Annotated in this window: 21 protein-coding genes; 4 read left to right on the top strand and 17 right to left on the bottom strand. The window is 34.6% G+C overall.

Annotated elements, in window-relative coordinates:
- Positions 1-21: 21 nt before the first annotated feature.
- The 8 genes from bioB to CQA66_RS03810 form a co-directional block, all read right to left on the bottom strand.
- Entirely contained in the window at positions 22-1,017 is a 996-nt protein-coding gene (gene bioB, locus CQA66_RS03775; protein WP_181882232.1) for a biotin synthase BioB, read from the bottom strand.
- 124 nt (positions 1,018-1,141) lie between these two features.
- Entirely contained in the window at positions 1,142-1,705 is a 564-nt protein-coding gene (locus tag CQA66_RS03780; RefSeq protein ID WP_104762434.1) for a 2-oxoglutarate:acceptor oxidoreductase subunit OorC, read from the bottom strand.
- On the bottom strand, positions 1,705-2,535 hold the full coding sequence (locus CQA66_RS03785) for a 2-oxoglutarate ferredoxin oxidoreductase subunit beta (RefSeq protein WP_104762433.1): 831 nt from the start codon (positions 2,533-2,535) through the stop codon (positions 1,705-1,707). The genes CQA66_RS03780 and CQA66_RS03785 overlap by 1 nt, the downstream gene beginning before the upstream one ends.
- Before the next feature lie 18 nt (positions 2,536-2,553).
- Entirely contained in the window at positions 2,554-3,684 is a 1,131-nt protein-coding gene (locus CQA66_RS03790; RefSeq protein WP_104762432.1) for a 2-oxoglutarate synthase subunit alpha, read from the bottom strand.
- Positions 3,677-4,009, bottom strand: a complete 333-nt coding sequence (locus tag CQA66_RS03795) for a 4Fe-4S dicluster domain-containing protein (RefSeq protein ID WP_104762431.1) — start codon at positions 4,007-4,009, stop codon at positions 3,677-3,679. Before CQA66_RS03795 ends, CQA66_RS03790 begins: the two co-directional genes overlap by 8 nt.
- 44 nt (positions 4,010-4,053) lie before the next feature.
- Positions 4,054-4,929 (bottom strand): succinate--CoA ligase subunit alpha, encoded by an 876-nt coding sequence (sucD, locus tag CQA66_RS03800; protein WP_104762430.1) that lies wholly within the window; start codon positions 4,927-4,929, stop codon positions 4,054-4,056.
- Between the two features lie 31 nt (positions 4,930-4,960).
- Complete coding sequence (gene sucC / locus CQA66_RS03805; RefSeq protein ID WP_104762429.1) at positions 4,961-6,124, bottom strand: ADP-forming succinate--CoA ligase subunit beta; 1,164 nt, start codon at positions 6,122-6,124, stop codon at positions 4,961-4,963.
- 156 nt (positions 6,125-6,280) lie between these two features.
- Positions 6,281-7,177, bottom strand: coding sequence for an endolytic transglycosylase MltG (locus CQA66_RS03810; RefSeq protein ID WP_233707666.1), 897 nt, complete (start codon positions 7,175-7,177; stop codon positions 6,281-6,283).
- 52 nt (positions 7,178-7,229) lie between these two features.
- Here CQA66_RS03810 and CQA66_RS03815 point away from each other — a divergent pair, with 52 nt between their 5' ends.
- On the top strand, positions 7,230-11,489 hold the full coding sequence (locus CQA66_RS03815) for a YhdP family protein (protein ID WP_104762428.1): 4,260 nt from the start codon (positions 7,230-7,232) through the stop codon (positions 11,487-11,489).
- Positions 11,490-11,534: 45 nt separating this feature from the next.
- Here CQA66_RS03815 and CQA66_RS03820 read toward each other — a convergent pair whose 3' ends face one another.
- The 4 genes from CQA66_RS03820 to CQA66_RS03835 all read right to left on the bottom strand — a co-directional run bounded on the left by CQA66_RS03820 (position 11,535) and on the right by CQA66_RS03835 (position 15,796).
- Entirely contained in the window at positions 11,535-12,392 is an 858-nt protein-coding gene (locus tag CQA66_RS03820) for a hypothetical protein (protein ID WP_104762427.1), read from the bottom strand.
- Positions 12,393-12,519: 127 nt separating this feature from the next.
- A complete protein-coding gene (locus CQA66_RS03825; protein ID WP_104762426.1) occupies positions 12,520-14,139 on the bottom strand; it encodes a hypothetical protein in 1,620 nt (539 codons plus the stop codon).
- A 209-nt stretch (positions 14,140-14,348) separates the two neighbouring features.
- Positions 14,349-14,573 carry an HP1242/YdcH family protein gene (locus CQA66_RS03830; RefSeq protein ID WP_104762425.1) on the bottom strand — a complete coding sequence of 75 codons (225 nt, stop codon included), beginning with the start codon at positions 14,571-14,573 and terminating at the stop codon, positions 14,349-14,351.
- 65 nt (positions 14,574-14,638) lie between these two features.
- A complete protein-coding gene (locus CQA66_RS03835; protein WP_104762424.1) occupies positions 14,639-15,796 on the bottom strand; it encodes an FtsW/RodA/SpoVE family cell cycle protein in 1,158 nt (385 codons plus the stop codon).
- 189 nt (positions 15,797-15,985) lie between these two features.
- Here CQA66_RS03835 and CQA66_RS03840 point away from each other — a divergent pair, with 189 nt between their 5' ends.
- On the top strand, positions 15,986-16,654 hold the full coding sequence (locus tag CQA66_RS03840) for a histidine phosphatase family protein (protein ID WP_104762423.1): 669 nt from the start codon (positions 15,986-15,988) through the stop codon (positions 16,652-16,654).
- A complete protein-coding gene (locus CQA66_RS03845; RefSeq protein WP_233707665.1) occupies positions 16,655-16,963 on the top strand; it encodes an AtpZ/AtpI family protein in 309 nt (102 codons plus the stop codon).
- A 300-nt stretch (positions 16,964-17,263) separates the two neighbouring features.
- On the opposite strand, the gene CQA66_RS03850 is transcribed toward CQA66_RS03845, so the two are convergent.
- The 5 genes from CQA66_RS03850 to CQA66_RS03870 form a co-directional block, all read right to left on the bottom strand.
- Positions 17,264-18,913: a hypothetical protein gene (locus CQA66_RS03850; RefSeq protein ID WP_104762422.1), complete on the bottom strand. Its 1,650-nt coding sequence runs from the start codon at positions 18,911-18,913 to the stop codon at positions 17,264-17,266.
- A 237-nt stretch (positions 18,914-19,150) separates the two neighbouring features.
- The gene (exaC, locus tag CQA66_RS03855; protein ID WP_104762421.1) at positions 19,151-20,659 is read right to left on the bottom strand and encodes an acetaldehyde dehydrogenase ExaC; all 1,509 of its coding nucleotides are present in this window, start codon (positions 20,657-20,659) and stop codon (positions 19,151-19,153) included.
- A 197-nt stretch (positions 20,660-20,856) separates the two neighbouring features.
- Positions 20,857-21,528: a hypothetical protein gene (locus CQA66_RS03860; RefSeq protein WP_104762420.1), complete on the bottom strand. Its 672-nt coding sequence runs from the start codon at positions 21,526-21,528 to the stop codon at positions 20,857-20,859.
- Positions 21,529-21,610: 82 nt separating this feature from the next.
- Positions 21,611-22,294, bottom strand: a complete 684-nt coding sequence (gene hypB / locus CQA66_RS03865; RefSeq protein WP_104762419.1) for a hydrogenase nickel incorporation protein HypB — start codon at positions 22,292-22,294, stop codon at positions 21,611-21,613.
- A 125-nt stretch (positions 22,295-22,419) separates the two neighbouring features.
- Positions 22,420-23,274 (bottom strand): peptidylprolyl isomerase, encoded by an 855-nt coding sequence (locus tag CQA66_RS03870; protein ID WP_233707664.1) that lies wholly within the window; start codon positions 23,272-23,274, stop codon positions 22,420-22,422.
- A gap of 160 nt (positions 23,275-23,434) precedes the next feature.
- Here CQA66_RS03870 and CQA66_RS03875 point away from each other — a divergent pair, with 160 nt between their 5' ends.
- Positions 23,435-24,244 (top strand): EI24 domain-containing protein, encoded by an 810-nt coding sequence (locus CQA66_RS03875; RefSeq protein WP_158656993.1) that lies wholly within the window; start codon positions 23,435-23,437, stop codon positions 24,242-24,244.
- Positions 24,245-24,254: the final 10 nt, after the last annotated feature.

Raw genomic sequence — 24,254 nt, forward strand, 5'->3', positions numbered from 1 at the left:
CTGTATCTAGTTGCAGAGCAGTTATACGCTCGATTCTGTAAAATACTCTTTTTGGAGATTTAATCGGCTAAATAACATATCGTCTTGATATGTGGTGTTATTGCTTGTAGTAAGCAACTTTTCTCCATAAAATACAGAGTTTGCTCCAGCAAAAAAGCATAACGCTTGTAGAGAATCATTCATAGCATTCCTCCCTGCTGCAAGTCTAATATAAGAAGTCGGCATAAGGATTCTGGCAAGTGCAACAATTCGTACAAAATCAAAACAATCAATAGTATCAACAGAATCGTTATTTTTAGAATCTCCACTTTTATTAATAGACAATGGCGTACCTGGTATTTTAACTAAGTGATTAATAGGTATCGATTCTGGGGGAATAGGGAAATTTGCCAATACTACGAGCATATTAATTCTATCTTCATTGGTTTCTCCCATGCCCATAATGCCTCCCGCACATATTTTAAGCCCCGCATCACGTGCGACTTGAATTGTGTCTAGTCTATCCTGTAATGTACGTGTACTAATAATCTTGGGATAAAATTCTGGCGAAGTGTCTATATTATGGTTATAAAAGTCTAATCCGCTTTCTTTTAATTTCTGTGCTTGATATTCTGTCAATAAACCAAGTGTCGCGCAAGTCTCTAGTCCCATCGCTTTAATTTTTATAATAGCTTCACAAAGAGAATCTAATTCTTTGTCGCTAGGACTTCTACCTGATGCTCCCATGCAAAATCTATGACTCCCTTTTTGTTTGGCTACTTTGGCAAATTCTACTATCGTGTCTGTATCAAACAATTTGTGCTTTTGTATAGAAGTCTGATAATGTGCTGATTGTGCGCAATACGCACAATCTTCAATACATGCCCCTGTCTTTACACTCAATAAGGTGCTAATTTGGATTGTGTTTGCTCGAAAATGCTTAATATGCACATTATGTGCATCAGCCAACAACTCCATAAAAGGTCTTTCAAAGATTTTTTTTGCTTCTTCAAAACTTATTGTAGAATTCGTAGTCATATCTAATCCTTTTGCATTAAGATTATAAAACTTCATAAATTAAAAAGCGATAGGTATAAGGAAAGAAGTGAGTATTTAGAATCTTTGTAAATTCATACAAAGATTCTAAATGGGTATATGAAAATTATGCAGGGACCTTACTTAAACACTCAAGAGCATATCTTTTACCAAGCTCATAGGCTTTTTTGTTAACTTCAGCAACCTTTGCAGGGACCTTACTGAGCATAGTCTCTATAACAAGTTCTTCAGCAACACAATTTGTAAAAGCAACAGTTGCCGCCAATGCGACAACGCTTTGTGTTACAACATTCCCAACCTCTTCTTTGGCAATAGTAATTATTGGTATCTCATAAATTCTAAATACATCCCTATCTTCATCAGTTGGTTTCACAAGATTTGGTTCTAATACAACAATACCACCCTCTTTAATACCTGACTTATAAATATCATAACTCATTTGCGCAACGGACAACATAAAATCGATATTTCCGTCCATTGCATAGGGATAAAGAATCTCATCCTTATCAAGTAAAATATCAACCTTTGTTGGTCCTCCACGTACTTGGCTAGTATAAGTAGATGCCTTTACTCCATAACCACCGCCAAGTATTTTAGCTTCCGCAAGAATCTCACCAGCTAGCAAAACACCTTGTCCGCCAACGCCTGTGAAACGTAATTGATGTTCCATTAGTGCCCTCCTTTTTTTGCAGTTACTTTTACCTTATATTCGGCATACGCCTCGCAATATTCTTTTGCTTGTGTATCATGTTTTAATATTCCAGTAGGAAATTTATCTTTCTTTTCTTCGGGACTTAACTCATCATACTTACGTTTTGGTAAGATCCGAGAATCGAGCCACTTAAGCATATCTGTAGCCTCTATCATTTTGTTTTTTCTTCCAAGATTCACATGGCAATTAGAGTTAATATCAAATAAACTGAAACCTTTGTGCTTAAATCCTTCAATGAAAACTTTCTCAATTTTCTTAGGATCCAATACACTTTCTCTTGCAACAAAAGTTGCGCCAGCGGCTATACCTAGTTCACAAATATCAAACTGATTGTCAATGTTTCCACCCGGAGAAGTAACCGTCCAAAAACCCTTTGGGGTCGTAGGCGATGTTTGAGAATTTGTCAAGCCATAAATAAAATTATTAACGATAATATGATTAATATCAATGTTTCGCCTGCATGCGTGAATAGTATGATTTCCGCCAATAGCCAAACTATCTCCATCGCCACTTACAACAATAACATGTTTATCGGGATTAGCAAGCTTAATGCCAGTGGCATACGCAAGTGTTCTTCCATGTGTAGTATGTACAGTATTGCAATTTACATAAGAACTCATTCTACCGCTACAACCAATACCACTTACCAAACAAACATCATTCATATCCCAACCAACCGAATCGATAGCGCGGATAATACTTTTTAATATAACGCCATCACCACAACCCCAACACCAAAGTGTTGGCATTTTTTCAACACGTAAATATTCGTCATAATTAAAAGCCATTCTTCTTCCTTTATATAATTATTTCATAGAACGTAACTTTTCAATCACTTCATTAGGGGAAATGGTTCTTCCATTCGCACGTCCCATAAATTCTACCTTGCGACCCAATATTCTTTCAACCTCTTCACAATATTGCCCTTTATTTAGTTCAACCATGAGAATCTTCTTGAATCTCTTGCCTAAAGCTTTAATTTCTTTTTCTGGACTTGGCCATATTGTTATAGGTCGAAACAATCCCGCTTTAATTTCAGATGTTCTCCTTAACTCATGCAAAGCTTCTTTAATACCTAAAGTTGCACTTCCATAAGAAATAACAGCAATTTCTGCATCATCAAGATACAATTCCTCATTATTGCTCAAATAATCTGCACGACTCGTAACCTTGCTAAATAATCTGTCAATTAATGCTTGCCCTTCTACAGCATTTTCGGTAGGGAATCCTATTGCTCCATGATGCAAGCCAGTAATATGATAACGATACCCCTTAAAGAAAGGATTAAGCACGGCTGGCTCATTTGGACCTACGCCATAGGGTTTATAATCTTTAGGATCCCCATTAAACTGCTTTCTGATTTTATTATTTTGCTGTACTTCCTCTAAGTCTGGTAATTGTGTTTTTCCATACATGTGCCCTAAAGTCTCATCGAGCAATAAAAATACAGGTTGCATAAATTCTTCAGCAAGATTAAATGCCCTTACGCTTTGTGTATAAGCCTCGTCTAATGTACCTGGTGCCAAAGCGATAGACTTATAATCTCCGTGCGTTGGATGCTTCGCAAAGGCAACATCCCCTTGACCTACTCTTGTTGGCATCCCTGTTGACGGACCCAAGCGCATAACATTGACAATCACTAATGGAATTTCTGCCATGTAACCCAAACCAATTTGTTCAGCTTTTAATGAAATCCCTGGACCAGAACTTCCTGTCATTGCTTTCACACCGCTCATAGATGCTCCAAGTGCAACTGAAATACCGCTAATCTCATCTTCCATTTGGATAAAATTACCGCCATGATGTGGCAATAAATGCGCCATTTCATGCATCACATCTGAACTAGGTGTGATTGGGTAACCACCGTAAAATTTACAACCCGCATCAATCGCGCCCATCGCGACAAGTTCATTGCCACCCGTAATCACTTCACGCATTATTCACGCCCTCCTCAATAGCCATAAATCTATTTGCTTTAATCTTATCTGCTCTTTGTTGCGCAACCTTATCTGTTTTTGCAAATTTAAACTTCTTTCTGTCAGCAACAGTAATAGCAAAATCGGGGCAGTGGAGTTCACATTCCATACAACCAATACAGCTTTGTGGGTACATAACTCTTACAATTTTGCCCAATACTTTGTGCGCATCAAGCTGCATTGCCAATACGCCAGCTGGACATCGCGAAACACAAATATCACAAGCCTTACAACGTGCCTCATTCACCCATACAGGGGTATTTTCAGGCATTAAAATATCCGACATTATCTTCTCCTTCTTAATTTTGGGTTAAGGTTTCGATACATAGTTCAGCCTATTAGCTTCTTCATTGTTGAACCAATTTCTGCTGGACTCTCTGCAACAATAACACCTGCTTTTCGCAGTGCTTCTTGTTTTTCTGCTGCAGTGCCCTTTCCACCGCTTACAATCGCTCCTGCATGCCCCATTCTTTTTCCTTTGGGTGCGGTAGCACCAGAAATAAATGCAACAACAGGTTTCTTAATTTGCTCTTTAATTAAAGCGGCGGCATCAATTTCCAAACTTCCACCAATTTCACCTACCATAACAATAGCTTTCGTTTCAGAATCTGCTTCGAACATTGGGAGAATTTGCTTGTAACTTAATCCGATAATAGGATCCCCGCCTATTCCAACAGCAGTCGAAATGCCTAATCCTTGCTGAACAAGTTGATTTGCGCTCTCATAGGTTAAAGTTCCACTTTTAGAAATCAAACCAATATTTGTATTTGATTTCTTAAAAATAAAACCGGGCATAATACCAATTTTACACTCATCACTTGTAATGATTCCCGGACAGTTTGGCCCTATCATATCCATACCCTGCTTCTTTGCATAAATCTTTGCAAACATAATATCTTTTGTTGGCGCACCCTCTGTGATAACAACAGCGAGCTTAATGCCACTAGCTGCTGCCTCAATAATAGCATCAGCCACAAAAGCCGGTGGCACAAAAATCATACTTACACTTGCACCTGTTTTATTCACTGCTTCCTTTACTGTGTTGAATACAGGTTTATTGAGATGCTGTGTTCCGCCTTTATTTGGAGTTACTCCACCAACAATTTGTGTTCCATAAGCCAAACATTGCTCACTATGAAAACTACCTTCTTTACCGGTAAAACCCTGAACGATTATTTTTGTATTTTTATTTACTAGAATACTCATATCCTGTCCTTAACATATTATTTTTACACACTTATTTCGCTGCTTCTACAACTTTTTTCGCGCCATCTCTTAAATTCTCTGCTGCAATAAGATTCTTAATGCCTGCACCTTTGAGAATCTCTTTAGCTTTCTCTGCATTTGTACCGTCAAGTCTCACCACAACAGGAACATCAACGCTACTTATTTTTGTTGCCTCAATGATTCCGTTTGCAACTCTATCGCATTGCACGATACCACCAAAAATATTGACAAAAATAGCCTTAACATTTTTGTCTTTGAGGATAATTTCAAATCCTTTAGCAACCGTTTGCGGATTAGCACCACCGCCAACATCTAAGAAATTAGCAGGCTGTCCACCCTCATATTTAATGATGTCCATTGTAGCCATTGCAAGCCCTGCCCCATTTACCATACAGCCAACATTACCTTCAAGCTTCACGTAACTTAGATTGCTCTCACTTGCCTCAATCTCACTTGGCTCTTCTTCTGTAAAATCTCGCATAGCAACAATATCTGAATGCCTATACAATGCGTTATTGTCGAAACCAAGCTTAGCATCAAGTGCCAAGAAACTTCCATCTCCTGTGAGAATCATAGGATTAATCTCTACTTGCTCTGCATCTTCATTAATAAAAACATCATAAAGTGCCTTTGCAAACTTACTAAAAGGTTTTTGCTGTTCTTTTGTAAGACCAAGTCCAAGTGCTAATTCTAATGCGTGAAATGAACGGAATCCAATAGTGGGATCAATTGCAACTTTAATAATCTTATCAGGACTTTTTTCTGCGACTTCTTCTATTTCCATTCCACCTTCTGTCGAAGCTATGACAATAGGGCATTCTAACCCTCTATCAAGGACCACAGCGATATAAAATTCCTTTTTTATATCTAAGCCTTCTTCAATGTATACTTTTCCAACTTTCTTTCCTGTTGGACCTGTTTGATGGGTAACAAGCGTCATTCCAAGCATAGAATCTGTCAAGGTTGCTACTTCATCCAAACTCTTTGCAAGCTTTACGCCACCAGCCTTTCCTCTTCCGCCTGCATGTATTTGTGCTTTTACAACCCATACACTGCCACCAAGATCTCTTGCAATTGCTTTAGCCTCGTAACCATTATTTGCAATACGGCCTCTTGGCACAGCTACACCATATTTTTTTAAAACCTGCTTTCCCTGAAATTCATGTATGTTCATCTGATTCTCCTATTTTTCACAAAGGAATTGCAAAGTAAGTGATAAATCTATTAAAGCTTCAGATTTTGCGTTTCGCTTTGATTAGCAAAATTTTCTTACAAATTGACTTAAAGAAAATTTAAATGTTATAAAATTTCACATTTTTTATAATAAGTGTTAATTTTTTGCCTTGCTAATATTTCTAAGATGTTCTTGATAGTTGTGGGTAAAATCATGTACGCCATCTTTATTTCTCATGAAATATAAATAATTTGTGTTAGCTGGAAGTATAGCAGCCTTAATAGCCTCTATGCTTACGCTGCCGCTTGGTGTTTTTGGAATCCCAACATACTTATAAGTATTAAATTCACTTGTGTCATTGCGGATTCTCTCTGGAGTGATACGAATATGCGAATACTTTCCATAGTTAAGCGAGCCATCCATTTGAAGAGGCATGTTTTTTGCAATGCGATTATCAATCACGCTTGATACTAGTGGCATTTCCTTTATATTAGCAGCCTCCTTTTGAATAATCGATGCTTTCGCTATAATCTGAAACCAAGACTGCTCATCATAATATCCAAGCAATTCATTGGCTAAATCCTTGTGCTTTTTTAACGAATGTTCAATAAGATTCCGAATAACAAACTCCTCACTAACATGATAAGGCAAACTATAAGTGTCTGCTAAAATAACCCCATCGCTATAAGGCGCATAAAGCGCGTAAAAACTCTCTAATTTTTGAATATCCAACTGAAAGACTTTGGCAATATCTCGCAATAAAAAATAATTGGTTTCACCGGGTATAAGCGTTATGTTTTTTGTGGCTGCCTTTGCGGTTGTAAGGGCATAAAGAAAACTAGCTTTTGTAAGCAAAATATCAAAATTTACATCAACATTCTCTAACGTAGAATCTACAATAGGATGAGGAATTTTAGACTGTATATATTGTGCTGGAATCTCAATCCAACCACTTTGGGGCTTACCCATCAAACGAAGCAAGTAAACATCATAGCGATTAATGTCATAGCCTTTGTTTTGCAAATATGTTATAATATTTTTTGCTGAACCCATGGGAATAAATATCACTCTTTCAGATTTCATAGGAACAATAAGATAAAAACAGATGCCGAGTAATAAAACCAATACAGATCCGCAAACAATATTACAAATTCCTGCAAGCGAAAACGGCGAAAAGTTAAGCTTCAACCATACAAATGCCCTTGCAGCACCTTGCCAAAAAACAGAGCAACTTACTCTAGCGGAGCAAAATCGTAAAGCGCACCAATCACTATATCTAGTATTGACTAACAACGGACAACAGCAACCTTCTTCCTCAAAAGCACCTGATTTGGATTCTAAGTACAAAGAATCTGAATCTGCAGAAGATTCTAACATTACCTTAGCACTATTGCAACATATAACCCCCCTTATAACAATGCAACATAATACAAAGCAACAAATGCACAAAGCAACTATGAATAAAAAACTCATTTCAAGCCTTTCTACATCTGTTTTTCTCTTTAATAATACACAAAAAGAAACAAAATCGCAACACAGCAATACGGGAGGCTTGCCTAAAATCTTTACTAGCGAACCCCCTAGCAAACGTAAAAGACGTCCTGCTGTGCGTACACTGACTTTCATGCTACTTGTCTCCATTCTACTTATTGCAGGATACAAAATCTTACGAGAGGGAATTAGCATTTCACATATTGCACTTGGTCCCATCAAAATGCAAAATGTATTCTTCCAATTAAATGAAAAACTAACACTGCGGGCAGATAATGTGGATATAAGCAACTTTAACTCTACTGCAACAACATCAACCTCTAATACTGCGGAAATCCTACAAAAAACTACGACTTACATCCAACGTACTCTATATGTATTAAGTTATTTTGAAACCTTAGAGCTAAAAAATATTATGCTAGCAAATAATGAACATATCTCGATTTATTATAATAATGCAAACTATAAACTAGATACACCGCTATTTAATGCGAATCTAAGCATAACAAACAACCAAAATAATATTCATCTTAAAATCAACACTTTCACTTTTAAGAATCATCCTGCCGCAATGAACGGTAACATTATCTATGTCATTCCAAAAAAAGAGTTGCTCTTTAACTGCGGGATAGTTATCCAATCCCAAGAAATTGTAAAGGCAAGCGGCATAACAGATTTCCAAAAAATAAATCTTAGTGCCTCAAGTGCCATACTTAAGAATCTTCAGTCAATCAAACCATATATTGATGATTTGGAAAACCCATCGCTAAGAGAAACACTACAAAATTGGTTGTATAAAAAAGTAAAATATGATTCCATAGAGCTCACGCAATTTGATACAACAATACATATTAATGATATTGCACAAAGTCTTTTGCATAATACAAAAGCAAAAATGCGCATAAACAATGCAGCAGTAACGTTGAATCCTGAAGTAACACCCATTTATTCGCCAGAAGTATTACTGGAGTTTGCTGATGCGAATCTCAAAATTACTCCTTTGAATGCGACATTTGCCAATATGAATCTGCATGGTTCAGAAGTTTTAATTGCCAACATGCCAAATGCAAATATTTATATTTCTCTAAATGGAACAAATGTGCGATTAGATTCTCACCTAAACAAACTTCTCGAAAGTTACGGTATTTCACTGCCAGTAACACAACAATCCCTTGCAAAAAACCAAAAACAAAACATCTATATGCAACAAGAAAAAGAGGTGTTTAATTCTGCCACCATACAACAAACCATACACGATACAGAGAATACGGTAACTACAGCAATTAATACACATACTGCCTATAGCCAAGAATCCTCCGATAAAACACAACAAGATTCTAAAAAATCCAGAGTAACAGACTCCAAACACAATAATACGTCTTCACTGACTGCAAAAACTTCTTCTTTGTATGACAGAATCCTTGAACTAAATCCCGATACTACAATTACAAACGAATCTCTTCGTACTTTCTATGCAAAAAACAACAAAACCACGAATCTTCACCTCAAAATCTCAATCGAACACAACAAAAAGCGTGTAACAGAATATCTTTTCTCTGTGCAAGGATTGATACAAGCACAATCAACAAATATATCCGTCTTTAAAATTCCATTAAATGCCCATCAATTAAATGTAGTATTAGATATTACGCCTAAACAGAGTTTTATATATATTAATGGCACTAAAGTGCAATGGAAAGACATTGTAACTGCGGATATTAATGTATTGCTAGACTTGCAACAAAAAACACTACGTGCAAATACTTACATCTATGAAAGCCGACTGCATACAAATAATATTTATGTCTTTAACAATGAACAAACAAACAACAATCGCGAGCAATTAAACGATAAACAAACATTGCTTCATAAGACTAATGTTATGCAACATGATGGAATCTATTTAGATAAATATGCCAATAATTCTCTACAAAACAAAAATATACAAAATGCTCTTAAAAATTACGGATACACTATTTCACGGGTCAATGCACCTTTGTCTCAACACGATAAACAATCCTCTACTATTCACGATTCAATGCCAATAGATAAAAGCGAAATAGAATTACATAATAGTGCCTTACCGCCAAGCAACACTCCGCCACACCTTAGCATAAAAGAACAAGAAAATATAGCGAACATCTCTAAAGAAGAGAACAAAGCAAAAAATGATGAAAACGTCCTCAAAGAGCTTAAGAACAACCCTGTATGGGACGAACTAAAAATTAGAACAAAAAAAACAAGACCATTTAAAAAATTAAGTACCAAAGAACTAGAATCTCTAGCACTTCAACAAATCCAAAATGAACAACAAGGATTAAGTTTAGAACACGATTTCTTACGTATTAAAGACACAAGTCTCAATTTATCTTTATCTTTTGCAAACGATATAATATCCTTGAATATTCCTGCATTGAGTTTATATTTATCGCAATCTAACGGGAACCTTACTATCAAAATAGAAAATATTGAAAAAATACTTAAGTTTTCTCCATTGGCGCGTTATTACGGTCTGGCGCACGGAAATTTTAACATGCAAATTCCCTACAACAATAAAACCACTCAAACAAATCTACGTAATAATGACAATACGATAAACAAAAAAGAACTTATACATACAACACAAACCCATGTTCAAACAGAGACAAAAAGTACGCACATTATTCTTAACTCTGCAAATAGCTCGCCACATAAAACAACCAATCAACATATCAATAGCGGATTGCTTCAAGCGGAATTTGTGCTCAATCTTACACAATTAGAGCATCCACTTTACACAATCTCACATCAAAGAGTTACCTTTCTGACGCTTAAAGGAAAAATAAAAGATGGAGCATTAACAATCACGGCTAATTCCAATCTTGATTTTAAAAGTCAAGATTCTTTAAGCATGCTTCGTATAAAAGGCTATCGCATTGATTTAGACGAAGCATATTCCTCAAAGATTCCATTCCTAGTAGAATTATTCAAAGACAAAAAGAAAGAAGATTTGCCATATTCGGAAGCAGCAATCCGACAAGAAATGCAACTTATAGCTATAAAAAACAAATTGCGCAAGAAAATGAAAATCAATCCAATAGATTTCAATATTCTAGGCGAAAATTTACAATTTACTTTTTTGGGCTATACCATGCCTTTTGATTTCGTTACCGCACGTTTTATTGACGAGCGAATCATTATTGACGGGCAATATGGGAAAGGAATCTTTAATGCTAATATTATTAAAGATAATGTAAGCTTGCATGCAAAAAATTTCAGCGGAGATTTCCTGAATACCGTTCTAACTTCTACACGAGACGGAAAAAAAATCTTAGAAGATGGGATATTTAGCCTAGACTTACTCTATCGCGATGGAATCTTGAATGGTTCAACAGAATTCCAAAATACATCGTTGACAAATTTCAAAGCAATGCAAAATATTTTTTCGTTAATCGACACCGTTCCCTCTCTATTTATTTTTAAGAATCCACATATCACGACTAAAGGCTATCAAATTAACTACGGAAAAATCTTATTTGCTATGAATAATGATTATATAGGGCTACAAAATATTTTTTTACTTGGACCTTCAATGGACGTAAATGGTTGGGGCATTATCGACAAAGATTCTCAAGAAATGAATATGAATCTGACTATCTCTACAATAAAAAATCTAAGCAAATTTATTAATAAGATTCCAATTATCGGATATTTGATACTTGGGAGAGAAGGACAAATTAGCACTAATCTTATTTTACTAGGAAAATACAGCGATCCTAAAGTTCATATTACTTTAGCCGCAGACATTATAAAAGCACCATTCAATATCCTACGTAGAATCTTCACGCCAGTTGACTTGCTCACAGATACTATTGGGGACGAAGAAATATATTAAGTGCCTCTTCTAACAATAACAACCGATTTTTCACATTATGAATATTTATTTCTCTGCACAAGCCCATGTCTTAAGAACGGCAATTCTACTAATTTCTTCTTCACTAAAAAAAACGATAAAAGCATAATGATTCTCTTCTGGATTCTGCTTCACAAGAAAAAATAAGCGATTGTAATATGATAATGCCATAGGACTTAATGGCTCTACTTGATAAGTAGCAAAGGTATGTCTCTTGGTGTTAACTAACAATCTACTAATTTGCCTTAATGGTTTTTTATCGTAACTAACAAGTCGATAGTCGCGAAAATCCGAATAAAGCTTCACAACAGGTTCGTCCTCTGAATCCACAAAAGAAAAGTAAAGATACGAGGACATCTTTCTTAATTTATGTGCAATCATACGCGAATGCTCCAATCGAATGACTTCGAAAAAATCCCAATAAACATCAGACATACCATACCAACCCTCTTTGTCAATATAGCTCAAACTAAAATCGCCAAATGCTATACAGGGATTTTGAAATGTACGTAAATCCCTCAAATCACGGATTGAATTATCACAATGATTAGATAAAGACATTTTTGCAGACAAATCTTTAATATTGTCGAGAAATTGTTGTTGATAACGGAACTCGAACTGCACAACATAAGGAGTTAAGAACATATCATAATCATTAACGTATCCGTTAATAATGTCCCTACTAAGACCAAACTCATCATATCTATTAAGTAACTCATGTGAATGCAGTGCAGAAAAATTAATTATATCAACATAATAAGCATTGCCTGAAAGCAGCGGTTCTATTAATAATGTATCAACTGAATCTTTATAATTAATATCTTTATGCAACAAACCTTTTCCTCCAAAAATAGCAGGATTCAGAGATACCGACATTTTCACCATAATATTTTCCCAAATATAGAATTCTCTCAAGGTATTCTAGATATAACCTTCCAATTATGAAAGTTTATCATTTATTATAAGTCGAATATTAGCAATAGGTTCGATTAATATCAGTATGCACTGTTTTTTACGTAATTTTAACAACATAAAAACTATAATCTGAAAATTGTCCAACATTTTTGACATTTTTTGATTTCACTTGATACTTTACAAGACGAATCAGGTTTCTCAATGAGAGATTGGGTATATCAACATTATACGGAGAAGCATAAAGCAACTCATAGTTAGATGGTTTCGAGAGAAACTCCTGTATGCTTGCACTATAAGCATACGGCACAACAATAATATCGCCTGCATTATATTGTTTAGAGGGATCATACATATTAACTGAATCTAAATCGAAATGTTGTGCACCGTAAAATTTCAACCATCGATCAAAACTTACATAAATTTCCACTCCAGCTACAGGATTAATATCCTTAAGATATATCTTTGTATGTGGATGGCTCATTGTATACTCACTTAAAAAACGTACGCAGTTTTGAAAATTATTGGGAACAAGCTTATAATGACCAAACAGAAGCAGAGAATTAGGTAAGACTGCTACAATAAAATATACTCCAGAAGCAATTAATAACCACCTATATACCAATAAATTTCTTGCAAAAAGTATGCTCACACAAAAAAGCGGTAAAGCAAAAATATAACAAGGCAGCATATAGTGATTAGCAGGAAAAATTCCCAATACAACGTATCCAGCAATAAAAGCCATACTAGCAAGTGTCAATGCCACAAGAAGAGGATTAACATACCGTTTCTTTATCAATGTAACTAGCAAAAAACTACAACATAGAATCAAAGAAACCATGAGAAATGTCTCATTGAGAAATATTTTCCATAATGTATAAAATATCTTAGATACAATCTTAAATGATTCATGGATAAATTGTCCACCATATCTTTCCATTGTTTGCTTTTGACTAAAAACAATAAGATAATAGACTATCACCCAAACACAACTCGAAAGAACAAGTGCTATATCGAATAGAATCAATTTACCATTTTTGTTGCTTGAAAATAACAAGTAAGCAATCAAATGACAAAATCCAAAAGCACCTAAAAGGATAAACGTAGTCTCTTTGTAATAAAGCGCGATGTTAGCACAACAGATTCCAATAAATAGCACAATAAATGCTTGAATGCTTGTATTTGCATTATTATTCATGCGCAGAATATATGTATAGCAAGCCAGAAAAAAGCTTAAAAATACAAATTCCATACGTTCAGGAACAAACAATCTCAAGTAACTTTGTATAAAAGCAGGCGCAATAAGCAAAAGAATGATGCAAAAAGCAGCAACGCATTTCAGCATTTGCTGTGTAACTACAACATTCATAGAGTTTAAAATATGTTCTGTAATTCCACAAACAACATAGTGTAAGGCAATAATCACAATGACAATACACACCGCGTTAAAAGTATAAAATACAATGGGTTTAGCTGCAAATATAAAACTCAAAATATTCAAATCTTGCCCATTTAGGGGGAAAAACCTCCCAATATTTATCATAATATGATGCTGAATAGGAATACTCTTATCAATTAACAATGTATTTGTTAGTGTATGATCATCAATGACACCAAAATTTGCAAAGCAAATAACGCCCAATAAATACACTAGTACAAAAACGCAGAAGAAATATCGATTCCCACTTAACTCAATGAGCTTCTTCAGTTTATCTTGCAAATAATTGAACCTCTTCTCGCTATGTTTAATTTAATCTTAGTTATGCAGGATTATTAAATTCCATAACCCATAATGATTCCTATTCCAAGTAGAGAAAATAACTACTAGAAATTATATTGAGGCAATAACATTCGTTTATGAAATGTAATTCGAAAGTGATTTTATATAACAATAGATTATTGCAGAATTAAATAAAAATTATTGTTCTTTTACTTATGTGTTTTACGATAATCCAGAATCATGGCATACACTTGATCTTTTAAGTGTAACTTTTGTTTCTTGAGAATCTCAATTTCTTGATTCCCTATAGGAGTGATTCCATCCTCTGCATTTTTTATTTTCTGATCTAATTCATTATGTTCATTAAAAATTTTTTCAAAATGGGCATTATGCTGCTTTAATTGGCTAATTTCTTCTCGATACTCATGAAACATTAATCTCTCCTTGATGCAAATTGCACTATTTTATAATAAAAAAACTAATACTTGCCCGTTGATTGTTATTTCAAATCAACACGTCTAGATAAAGACAAAACAAGCCCTACCAGAACACAACAACAAATAAGACTGCTACCCCCATAGCTCAAAAAAGGTACAGCCATACCTTTAATTGGAATAATACCAGCCTCGCCAAATGAATTAATAAAGAAACTAAATCCCAACAAACATACAACGCCCACACAAAAAAGATGATAAAAAGAGCTTCTTAAGCGATAAGAAATTTTTAAGATTCTAAATAATATGAGAAAAAACAGCAGTACACAACAAAATAGCCCCACAATGCCAATTTCTTCTGTAATACCTGCCAATACCATATCTGTATGCACTTCTCCTAAGAATCCTAGTTTAACGATGCCTTGTCCTATACCAGAACCAAAGTGCCCGCCATAGTGAAAACCATAAGTAGCATTCTGAACTTGTCCTCCAATATCCATATTGTATTCACCCAATAAAGAAAAGTTTGGCGCATAGGAATGAATAATGTTTTCTATATTTATCCACCATTCGCGTACTCTTTTTATCCGATGAGGGCTAATAATAACAAGGATAGTCCCAACAGTAGTAATAACCCCTAATGTTAAAGTAAAAAGAGAAAATCGTCCTCCTGCACATATCAACATGGCAATAAAAACAATCGCTAAGAGAATGATTTGTCCTAAGTCATTTTGCAATGCAGAAATAATCATAGTAACAATAAGAAATACAAACAAGTGAGGAACAACAATAGTTAATTGCTGTAAAAAAGAAAGAGTATTTCCGCCTTGAAATTTTCTACTTAAACTCCACGCAATAAAAATAATGTAGCCTATCTTAAAAAATTCCAATGGAGAAAGAGAGAAGTTAGGCAATCTTAACCATCTTTTTGCTCCACCCGCACTTGTCGCATAACTATCAGGTAAAAATGGCAAAATAAGAATCACAACCAAAGAGGCGAACATGAGAATCAGCCCAAGCGTCAGAAGGTATCTATCTGGATTAAAATATGATAATCCCCACATAATAATTATGCCTAAACATCCCGCAAATAATTCTCGAAATAAAAAGTGAAATTGTCCATAGTTATAATAAATAACCGCATAAGAAGAAAGCGAATAACTCATAAATATAGCTACGCTCAATAATGCTGTGGACAAGAAAAATAGGCGTGTATCTGCCAAAGCTCTCTCCTCCAATCAAGTTATGTATTATTATAGCAAGCTATAAAAAATCTGATAATTACAAATCGGATAAAATAGTCTATAAATGGTAGATAATGTTATAGCTTTTGCTTATCAAAAACAATAAAATTCCCGAAAAGATAAAACTATTGTAGAATCCCAATGAACAAATTTTAACTGGGGACGCTAATGATTTACTCAATTTATGAAGATTTTATACAAAGCGCGAAAATTTCTCCAAAAAATGCAAAAATGATTCTAAGGCATTCCTTACGCGGCGATATTCGCAAGGGAGAAGTAGGAACTAACGTATTATTAACTAGAGAAGGAAAAGTGCTTGCAGAGCATTTTGGCAAACATTGTAAATTCTCAATCGAACGAATCTTTACAAGCCATATTCAGCGATGCGTTCAAACTGCAACATATTTTGCACAAGGCTATGCAAACACACATAATATACATCTTGATATTATTCCAACAAACGTATTAGCAGAATGCTACATTACCAATATTACGGAGGCAGAAAAACTTTTTAAACAACAATCAGCGCATGCTATTATGTCTGCTTTTTTACGAGGAGAAAAACTGCCCGGTATGCGAGATTTACACTCTAGTATGGAAATATTATTTGGGTACGTTTTCCAAAATGACTCTGAAAATATGGAGTTATTTATTACCCACGATACTTTTTTACTTGCCATTATTGGTTTTATATCTGGGTCGGATACATGCGACATGCTTTGGCCTTATATGCTAGAAGGAGCTTTCCTTTACTATGATTCTAATAAAAAAAATATTATGTGTATTTTCCGTGGGGTAGAAAGAAGCAAACATTTTGTTATTCAAAAAGGACTATAAATGCAAAAAAACGATATGGAATCAAAACCTCAAGATAGCAAGATACGTCAAGTTGTAAAAGGAGCAAATGACTTATCACTTGGAATATCCATGGTAATAGCCATACTTTTAGGACTAGGATTAGGCTATGGTCTCTATAAACTCACTGGACATTATTGGCTAATATGGGTGGGACTAGGCTACGGGGTAGCTGCTGCCGTATTAAATGTTATAAAAGCATATAAAAAGCTCCATAAAGAATTGGATTCATTAAAATATGAAGAGAAATATAATTTTACAAAGAATATCAATGAAAAAGAGGTGAAATAACATTGAAAATAACCATAGAGTAAGTAACAATCTGTAAAAGCTTTGCCTAGGGATTCCAATAAATAAACTATAAAATCTTATCGTTGTTACATTTTATATTCACATTCATTCTTCTAAACTTATCAAAGCACTCTGCTTCAATGCTTTATAATAAATACTAAGCTTATATTTGATTCCTTGATTTATCAATATCCATTCTCTTAAAAAGTCATCAATAAGCACCCATTCCTACCATGAAACAACTCTTTATGCAAAAACTCATTATTGAATGATATTCCCTTATACCTTTTTATATCTCTTTTATACTTGCAAGCTTTTACGCATATTCTCTTCGTATTGCTTAATTTTTGTTTCAAAAACTCGAATCATACTAGGCAAATTCTTTTGAATCTTGTGTAATCCAGCAACATGTAATTTCAATGGATTAGCCCAAATGGGGTTTGGTTTTGAAACATTTTGCATTTGCTTATCACAAGATTCGATAATCTTGTTTAAAGTTACAACAAGAGAACGTAATTGTGTGGCATAACCTTTTGCTTTTTTTAGTCGTATATTAACATCGCTCTTAAGGCTAGCTAACCTTGCATTCACCCTTGTTCTAACCTCTTGCACATCTGCTTCTTTCACTTGCAATTCCTGAATTTTAGATTCTAAAATCTCCTTAGTATGACGTAATTTATCTTCCAAAACATTCCTAGCCTCTTGCAGCTGCCCCTCTAAATTCAAGCGTACTTCTTTATATTGATTCTCTTTTGCTCTGACTTCTGCTATTTGCAATTCATAACCTTCCTTTTGTCCAGCTATCTTAGAATCCTTACATTTATTTTCAAGTGCTTCTCTTTGCTCGCGTAACTCTGTCTCTTTAGCTATTACGATTTTTAGTCTCTCGTCTAAGCCATCTTTCACCGTTTTAAAAGCCGAACGTTTTAATTGCACTTGCGCCAATTGTGCTTCTTTTAATTCGATTTCCTCTAATTGCGCTCGTTTAAAAATATCTTCCTTGGATTCTAATTCTCGAAAATCCTCATCTAAATCATGATGATGGTCCGTTTGTGAAATATCCTGAAAGTATTTATGAAAATCTTGAATTATTAGAAATATTTCGTGAGGAGATTGATTAGGAGATGAAGAATAGGGTACATACACCATAAATTCACCATAAGGAAATTCACTGACATTCTGCTCATATCCTGTAAGAAACTGCTTTTTAAGCTCATTTTCACATTCCGCATTATGAAATACAAAAGTAGGTATAGACGCATTTGATAACGAAAGACAAATTGTTTCTTCAAGGTACTTTAATGCGTCAGCCCAATCACGCAAACAATAATAAAACATACCAAAATCCATCGGGCTGAGAATCTTTCTATTGCTAATAATAAGATTGATTGCTAAAAGATGCAGAAAATCTTTAAAATGTTTATCGGAAATATTTGTTATCAAAATTTTAGCCTTATCAGCAGAGCTTCCTGCATCTTGATTGCACAAACGCGCGACATGGGCAACAAGAGATTCTATAAAATTAATGGCTATATTTTTATTTTCGTCATTCCAGAATTTTGAAAAATCATATTCTTGAAAATATTTCTTAAGTTTTTGTGCTTCCGCCCGAAATTGTCCAAGCCTTTCCACAACATTACTACAATTAGCAGAAAAAAAATACTTATAAAGAAAGTTACTATCAGTATGATTCCCTAAAAAACAATAAGCGGTATATTTATTGATATTATATTTTTCCTTAAGCACATTAGAATAACAAACTTTGGCTTTAATAAAAGTTTCCCCAAAAAGTGCATCAAAACGGGTTTTGATTTCAGTAACATCATCATGTCCATACAAAAACAAAGGTTTATTTGCCAATACGCACAAGAGAGCCAAACGGACTTCATCATCACGTCCATACAATCCTTGATTTAAAATAATTTCTAATTTTTGGATAATATCCATCATGACTACTCCTTTTATACTACACGTTTAGTATGCACAATAGAAGATTCTACAACTATATTTAAAACGCGCTTATAATATACTTAAAAATGTCAAATTAAGAAGGAGAGCGACGGCAATAACTAAAGCAAGAAATAACTACACGTTATTTCAAGCTCCAATCTACAATAAAGAAGATCCCCGAATGTATAATAAATAATATGCCTAATTGTAAATGATATAACCCCTCAATAGTAAGAATTAGAAAAACCCTAATTTGTTGATAGAATAGCTCACCAAAATATTTTTGGTTTGTTGATAGTGCTCAAGCATCATTTTATGTGTTTCTCTACCAATACCTGATTGTTTGTAGCCTCCAAATGCAGCGTGTGCCGGATACGCATGATAGCAATTTGTCCATACTCTGCCTGCCTTAATGCCTCTACCAAAACGATAAGCTCGATTAATATCCCTTGTCCAGACACCACTACCTAAACCGTAGATAGTGTCATTGGCAATTTCCATTGCTTCATTTTCGTCTTTAAAAGTTGTTAAAGCTAACACTGGTCCAAAAATTTCTTCTTGGAAGATTCTCATTTTATTATGCCCTTTAAAGATAGTGGGCTTGATATAACAACCATTTGCTAAATCTCCTCCGAGATTGTTTCTTTCGCCTCCAATCAAGCATTCTGCGCCTTCTTCCTTGCCAATCTTAATATAATTCAAAATTGTATTCACTTGATTTTCATCGACTTGAGCACCCATCATAGTAGTAGGATCCAATGGGCAACCTACCTTTATTGCCTCAACTCTTTTAAGGACTTTTTCTATGAATTTATCATAAATTTTTTCATGGATTAAAGCTCTACTTGGGCAAGTGCAAACTTCTCCTTGATTGAAAGCGAAAAGTACAAGCCCCTCGATAGCCTTATCAAGAAACGCATCTTCATAGTCATAAATATCCTCAAAGAAAATATTAGGAGATTTACCGCCAAGCTCTAAAGTGCAAGGAATAATATTTTCCGTAGCGAATTGCATAATCTGTCGCCCGACACTTGTAGAGCCAGTAAAGGCTACTTTTGCGATTCTTGGGCTTGTCGCTAAATGCTTGCCTATTTTGCCCCCACTGCCATTGACAATATTAACCACACCTTTAGGTAACAAATCACCAATAATATCAAACAAGACAAGAATACTAGCTGGCGTAGCAGAAGCCGGTTTAAGAACTACGCAATTCCCCGCTGCTAATGCAGGAGCAAGTTTCCAAGCTGCCATAAGAATAGGAAAATTCCAGGGAATAATTTGTCCAACTACCCCTAGCGGTTCATGAAAATGATAGGCTACAGTGTCATGGTCTAAATCAGATATAGCACCCTCTTGCGCACGCAAACATCCCGCAAAATAACGAAAATGATCAGCCGCTAAAGGAATGTCTGCATTTAAAGTTTCTCGAATGGGTTTTCCATTATCCCAAGTTTCCGCATGAGCTATTTTTTCTAAATTCTCTTCGATTCTATCAGCAATCTTTAAAAGTATTTTTGAACGTTCGGCAACACTTGTTTTTGCCCAACAGCACTTTGCCCCATGTGCAGCATCAAGAGCGTTTTCAATATCCTTTTCGCTTGATAATGGCACTTCACACAGCACCTTACCATTAATAGGACTTTTATTTTGCGTATAGTTTCCTTCCACCGGCGGCAACCATCTCCCGCCAACATAATTTTCATATCGAGACTTAAAAACATTGCCACTATCAATATATTTGCTCATTATTTCCTCCCAAATTACTAAGTTAGTAGAATGCGACAATTACTTGTCTTCAAGTATTAGTGTAACAATTTTCATACATAGTAAATTACAAATTTCATAAATCATTTATAACTTTATAGTCATTTTTACTTTATGTAACAAATGCCCTAAAGATCTTAATCGCTCTATGAAACTAAAATTTATATACTCAAGAATAACTAACGTATAAAAGCATAACCCGTTTGTGGATTGAGAAGAATGTAAAAATTTGCTACCTGAATGGTTTGTATGCCTTTTGGCTTATGTATTGGATTCCCGCATAGAATCCCTGAAATATCACTGAAATAAAACCGAAAAGTATCTCTTTCCTGACAAGAAGAGAGGGAAGCTAACCGTAAAGTTTGTAATTTATTACTCTCACCTAAGCGAAAATCAAAGAGAGCATTATTCTTGCAACGTTGAGCGATATTGGTATTATTATAACCGCTCAAACACTGGGAATTAGCAACACTTAACGCAACAATATCACCAGCCAAAGGTCGTCTATCAAAATCTGTTGTTTCCGCAAACCTAGGAGTGTCTCTGTAAATCGAAAGGCTATTTTTCGTATAAATACCTGTTGTATGAAATTGTAACTGCCAATAAAAAGGTTCGTATTGCCTTAGCAGTCTTTGTCTATCCACCCTCTTAAAAGAATAATGATCTTTTAAATCAATATGTCCAAAATATGAACTATCCACAAGTGCCAACATACGAGTACGTTTAAGGGCATACAAAGTTGTAAGTGCAGATCGATTATCATTTGCCTTTATAAGACTAAGTGGTATCCACACTCCCAGTGATAGAAGCGAGCAAATATATAAAACAAAAACTAGCTCTAGTAATTTCACACTTCCATGCCTGCAATTACAAAATTTGTAACCCCATCACGAACTTTTGCATTGCTCCCAAATACAATTAGACATCGCAAACTTAACGATAAATATGATTCGAAATATAGCCATCTTGGGCAAACTTCTGGAATCTTTGTTTCAATGTTGCAATACTTGACATCTCTTTACTGCTTACTAACATAAGCTCTATACCATTACGTAAAGATTTTAAATCTTGTTTCACTCTTTCTACACTAAATTCAAAAAACGGAATCATATCTGCTTTTGTTATTAAAACTATATCTGCGCATAAAAACATGGAAGGATACTTTAATACCTTATCATCTCCCTCTGGGACACTTAATAATACGACATTGACATTTGCACCTAAATCATAACTAGCAGGACAAACAAGATTTCCTACATTCTCAATAAATATAAAATCGCTAGCTTGAAACCTCACATCAGCGATAATAGAGGGTAAGATAGTTTGTATCATCTTAGCTTCAAGATGACAGGCTTCTCCCGTAGTGATTTGTTTTGCCAAAATGCCTTTCGTCTCGAGTCTATCAGCATCACGATTAGTTTCTAAATCACCTTCAATTACACAAAATTTTAAATCAGTATCACTCAAAGATTCTAAAAGGCTAGTTTTCCCACTCCCTGGACTGCTCATTAAATTAATAACATATTTATTGTGCTCACGATAAATATCTCGTAATATATTTGCTATCTTATCGTTAGCACTAAGAACACGTTGTAGCACAGTAACATCTTTTTTCATAAAATTCTTTCACCCACAATACTTTTGAATCTATACTGCCCGAATTATTTTATAACTTTCATAAAATTACGATAGGCATCAATAATCTAAAAATCATTTAAATCGAAAATCTCCATTAAATATCGCTATTTTGGATAAGTGATATTTGCTGAAGCTCTCATTTTTTTTACTTTTTCTGCCACAATTTCCTGCATTTTTTGTTGTTTTAGCAATTGTATAATTTGCGTTTTAACTTTGCTAAAAGGCTCTGTAACGGGCTGGTCAATTTTTTGTAAATAAATAACATGGTAACCATATCTTGTTTTAACTGGTGTTCTTGTGTAAGAATTGGCACTCATTTTTTTTGCTTCTTGTACAAACTCTGGAGCAATATTCTGATCATTAAGATTCATATTTTCAATTAACCCTCCTTTTTCTTTTGAGCTAGGATCTATAGAATACTTTTTAGCAAGTTCAGAAAATTTTTCTCTCGTTTTATTCTTTGGCACTTTACCAATTTCCGCAATAATATTTTTCGCCTCATCTTCCTTTGCCACAAGAATATGTCTTAGTGTTGCATTAAGTGTAATGAAGAAAGTAATGTTATTGTTGTAGAATCTTTGTGCTTCTTCATCTGTAACGCTTACCGTCTTATCAAGATTCTCAGCTTGTTTATTTAACCACAATTGATAGAGTAATTGTAAATTTGCCATTTTATACTCTTCGCTCTTATCCATTCCTTCTTTCTTTGCAGTATTGGCAACAACAACTGCATTAATAATCTCATCTAAAAATTGCTGCTTTTGAGCTTCGGGCAACGCCTCATAATTAAAATTGGGATTTTGTTGCTTAAGAGCAGCAAAAACAGAATCGGAAATAGTTATCCCATCAACGGTTACAATCGTTTTAGCATATAAATTTACCCCTAGCAAGGCTGGGAACATAATACAACTTGCTAACGTTGCTTTTTGTAACGAATTTCTTAAAAAACTCATAGACATTACAACTCCTCATTCTACATTTTAAAGTTTTGTTAAGGTTTGCTAATTTTTCCTATCGTTAAGGGAAATTTAGGCATTTATTTGAGGTATAATGATACAATTTAATTGTAATTATTGCAAATTTATTTTGCCACTGAGCATCAGGACACCAAGAGAAGTAATGATATATTTCACAAGCAACAGTATAAATTCACGGAATTTCTTCGCCTTTTTACAAACACCTTTTGCTATGACGTTTAAAAGTCTTAAACATCCCAAAATATTAGCTCTAAGTATTGTTCCAGTGTTTTTTATTGCCTGCCTGTATGTCGCATTATTCATTACTAGCCTGTATCATTTCAATTGGTTTTTGCAAAAATTCCCCGCCATGTGGTTAAACTATGCCGTGCAGGACGGACTACTTAACACGTGCGTTTATGTTGTTCTTTGTCTATTTGCTTTCATCGGTATAACTATTCTTATTGTGTTTGTTGTGGGTGTCATCTCTCTTATTATTACTTGTTTCTTTGCCCCAATAATCGTACAATTTACTCAAAGAGAATTTTACCCCTCCACATTGCTCAACCCTCCTTCTTTCTTAGAATCACTTAAACTCTCGGCTGTAATGTTTAGTAAAACTCTATTGAAATTTTTGATTCTATCAATGTTTTGTTCGCTTTTGGATCTCATTGGACTGGGGCTTATCGGCATGATATTAAGTATATTCTTCTATTTTCGTTTCTTTTGTGTAAATTTGAATTACGAAATAGCCCTAAACATCATGTCTGATAGCGAATATAAAATCTTTTTACAACATAATGCTATGCCAATCACGGTGCTCAATGGTGTGCTATTTATCCCTTTATATCTTCCAATCATAAATTTTTTTGTGTTGCCTTGGCAAATATTGGTTCTTAGTCATTTTATGTTAAATTGGTATACGAAGTTTTCCCTTTCCAAAGACGAAGAAGTTATAGAAATTCTGCAATAGTTCTTTTCAA

The organism is Helicobacter aurati, from assembly GCF_003364265.1.
Taxonomy (GTDB): Bacteria; Campylobacterota; Campylobacteria; order Campylobacterales; family Helicobacteraceae; genus Helicobacter_A; species Helicobacter_A aurati.

What these genes read in the sequence shown, in the direction of transcription:
- bioB (WP_181882232.1), bottom strand. Translation starts at nt 1,017, where the DNA reads ATGACTACGAATTCTACAATAAGTTTTGAAGAAGCAAAAAAAATCTTT.
- CQA66_RS03780 (WP_104762434.1), bottom strand. Translation starts at nt 1,705, where the DNA reads ATGGAACATCAATTACGTTTCACAGGCGTTGGCGGACAAGGTGTTTTG.
- CQA66_RS03785 (WP_104762433.1), bottom strand. Translation starts at nt 2,535, where the DNA reads ATGGCTTTTAATTATGACGAATATTTACGTGTTGAAAAAATGCCAACA.
- CQA66_RS03790 (WP_104762432.1), bottom strand. Translation starts at nt 3,684, where the DNA reads ATGCGTGAAGTGATTACGGGTGGCAATGAACTTGTCGCGATGGGCGCG.
- CQA66_RS03795 (WP_104762431.1), bottom strand. Translation starts at nt 4,009, where the DNA reads ATGTCGGATATTTTAATGCCTGAAAATACCCCTGTATGGGTGAATGAG.
- sucD (WP_104762430.1), bottom strand. Translation starts at nt 4,929, where the DNA reads ATGAGTATTCTAGTAAATAAAAATACAAAAATAATCGTTCAGGGTTTT.
- sucC (WP_104762429.1), bottom strand. Translation starts at nt 6,124, where the DNA reads ATGAACATACATGAATTTCAGGGAAAGCAGGTTTTAAAAAAATATGGT.
- CQA66_RS03810 (WP_233707666.1), bottom strand. Translation starts at nt 7,177, where the DNA reads ATGGGTTCAGCAAAAAATATTATAACATATTTGCAAAACAAAGGCTAT.
- CQA66_RS03815 (WP_104762428.1), top strand. Translation starts at nt 7,230, where the DNA reads ATGCCGAGTAATAAAACCAATACAGATCCGCAAACAATATTACAAATT.
- CQA66_RS03820 (WP_104762427.1), bottom strand. Translation starts at nt 12,392, where the DNA reads ATGGTGAAAATGTCGGTATCTCTGAATCCTGCTATTTTTGGAGGAAAA.
- CQA66_RS03830 (WP_104762425.1), bottom strand. Translation starts at nt 14,573, where the DNA reads ATGTTTCATGAGTATCGAGAAGAAATTAGCCAATTAAAGCAGCATAAT.
- CQA66_RS03840 (WP_104762423.1), top strand. Translation starts at nt 15,986, where the DNA reads ATGATTTACTCAATTTATGAAGATTTTATACAAAGCGCGAAAATTTCT.
- CQA66_RS03845 (WP_233707665.1), top strand. Translation starts at nt 16,655, where the DNA reads ATGCAAAAAAACGATATGGAATCAAAACCTCAAGATAGCAAGATACGT.
- CQA66_RS03850 (WP_104762422.1), bottom strand. Translation starts at nt 18,913, where the DNA reads ATGATGGATATTATCCAAAAATTAGAAATTATTTTAAATCAAGGATTG.
- exaC (WP_104762421.1), bottom strand. Translation starts at nt 20,659, where the DNA reads ATGAGCAAATATATTGATAGTGGCAATGTTTTTAAGTCTCGATATGAA.
- hypB (WP_104762419.1), bottom strand. Translation starts at nt 22,294, where the DNA reads ATGAAAAAAGATGTTACTGTGCTACAACGTGTTCTTAGTGCTAACGAT.
- CQA66_RS03870 (WP_233707664.1), bottom strand. Translation starts at nt 23,274, where the DNA reads ATGTCTATGAGTTTTTTAAGAAATTCGTTACAAAAAGCAACGTTAGCA.
- CQA66_RS03875 (WP_158656993.1), top strand. Translation starts at nt 23,435, where the DNA reads ATGATATATTTCACAAGCAACAGTATAAATTCACGGAATTTCTTCGCC.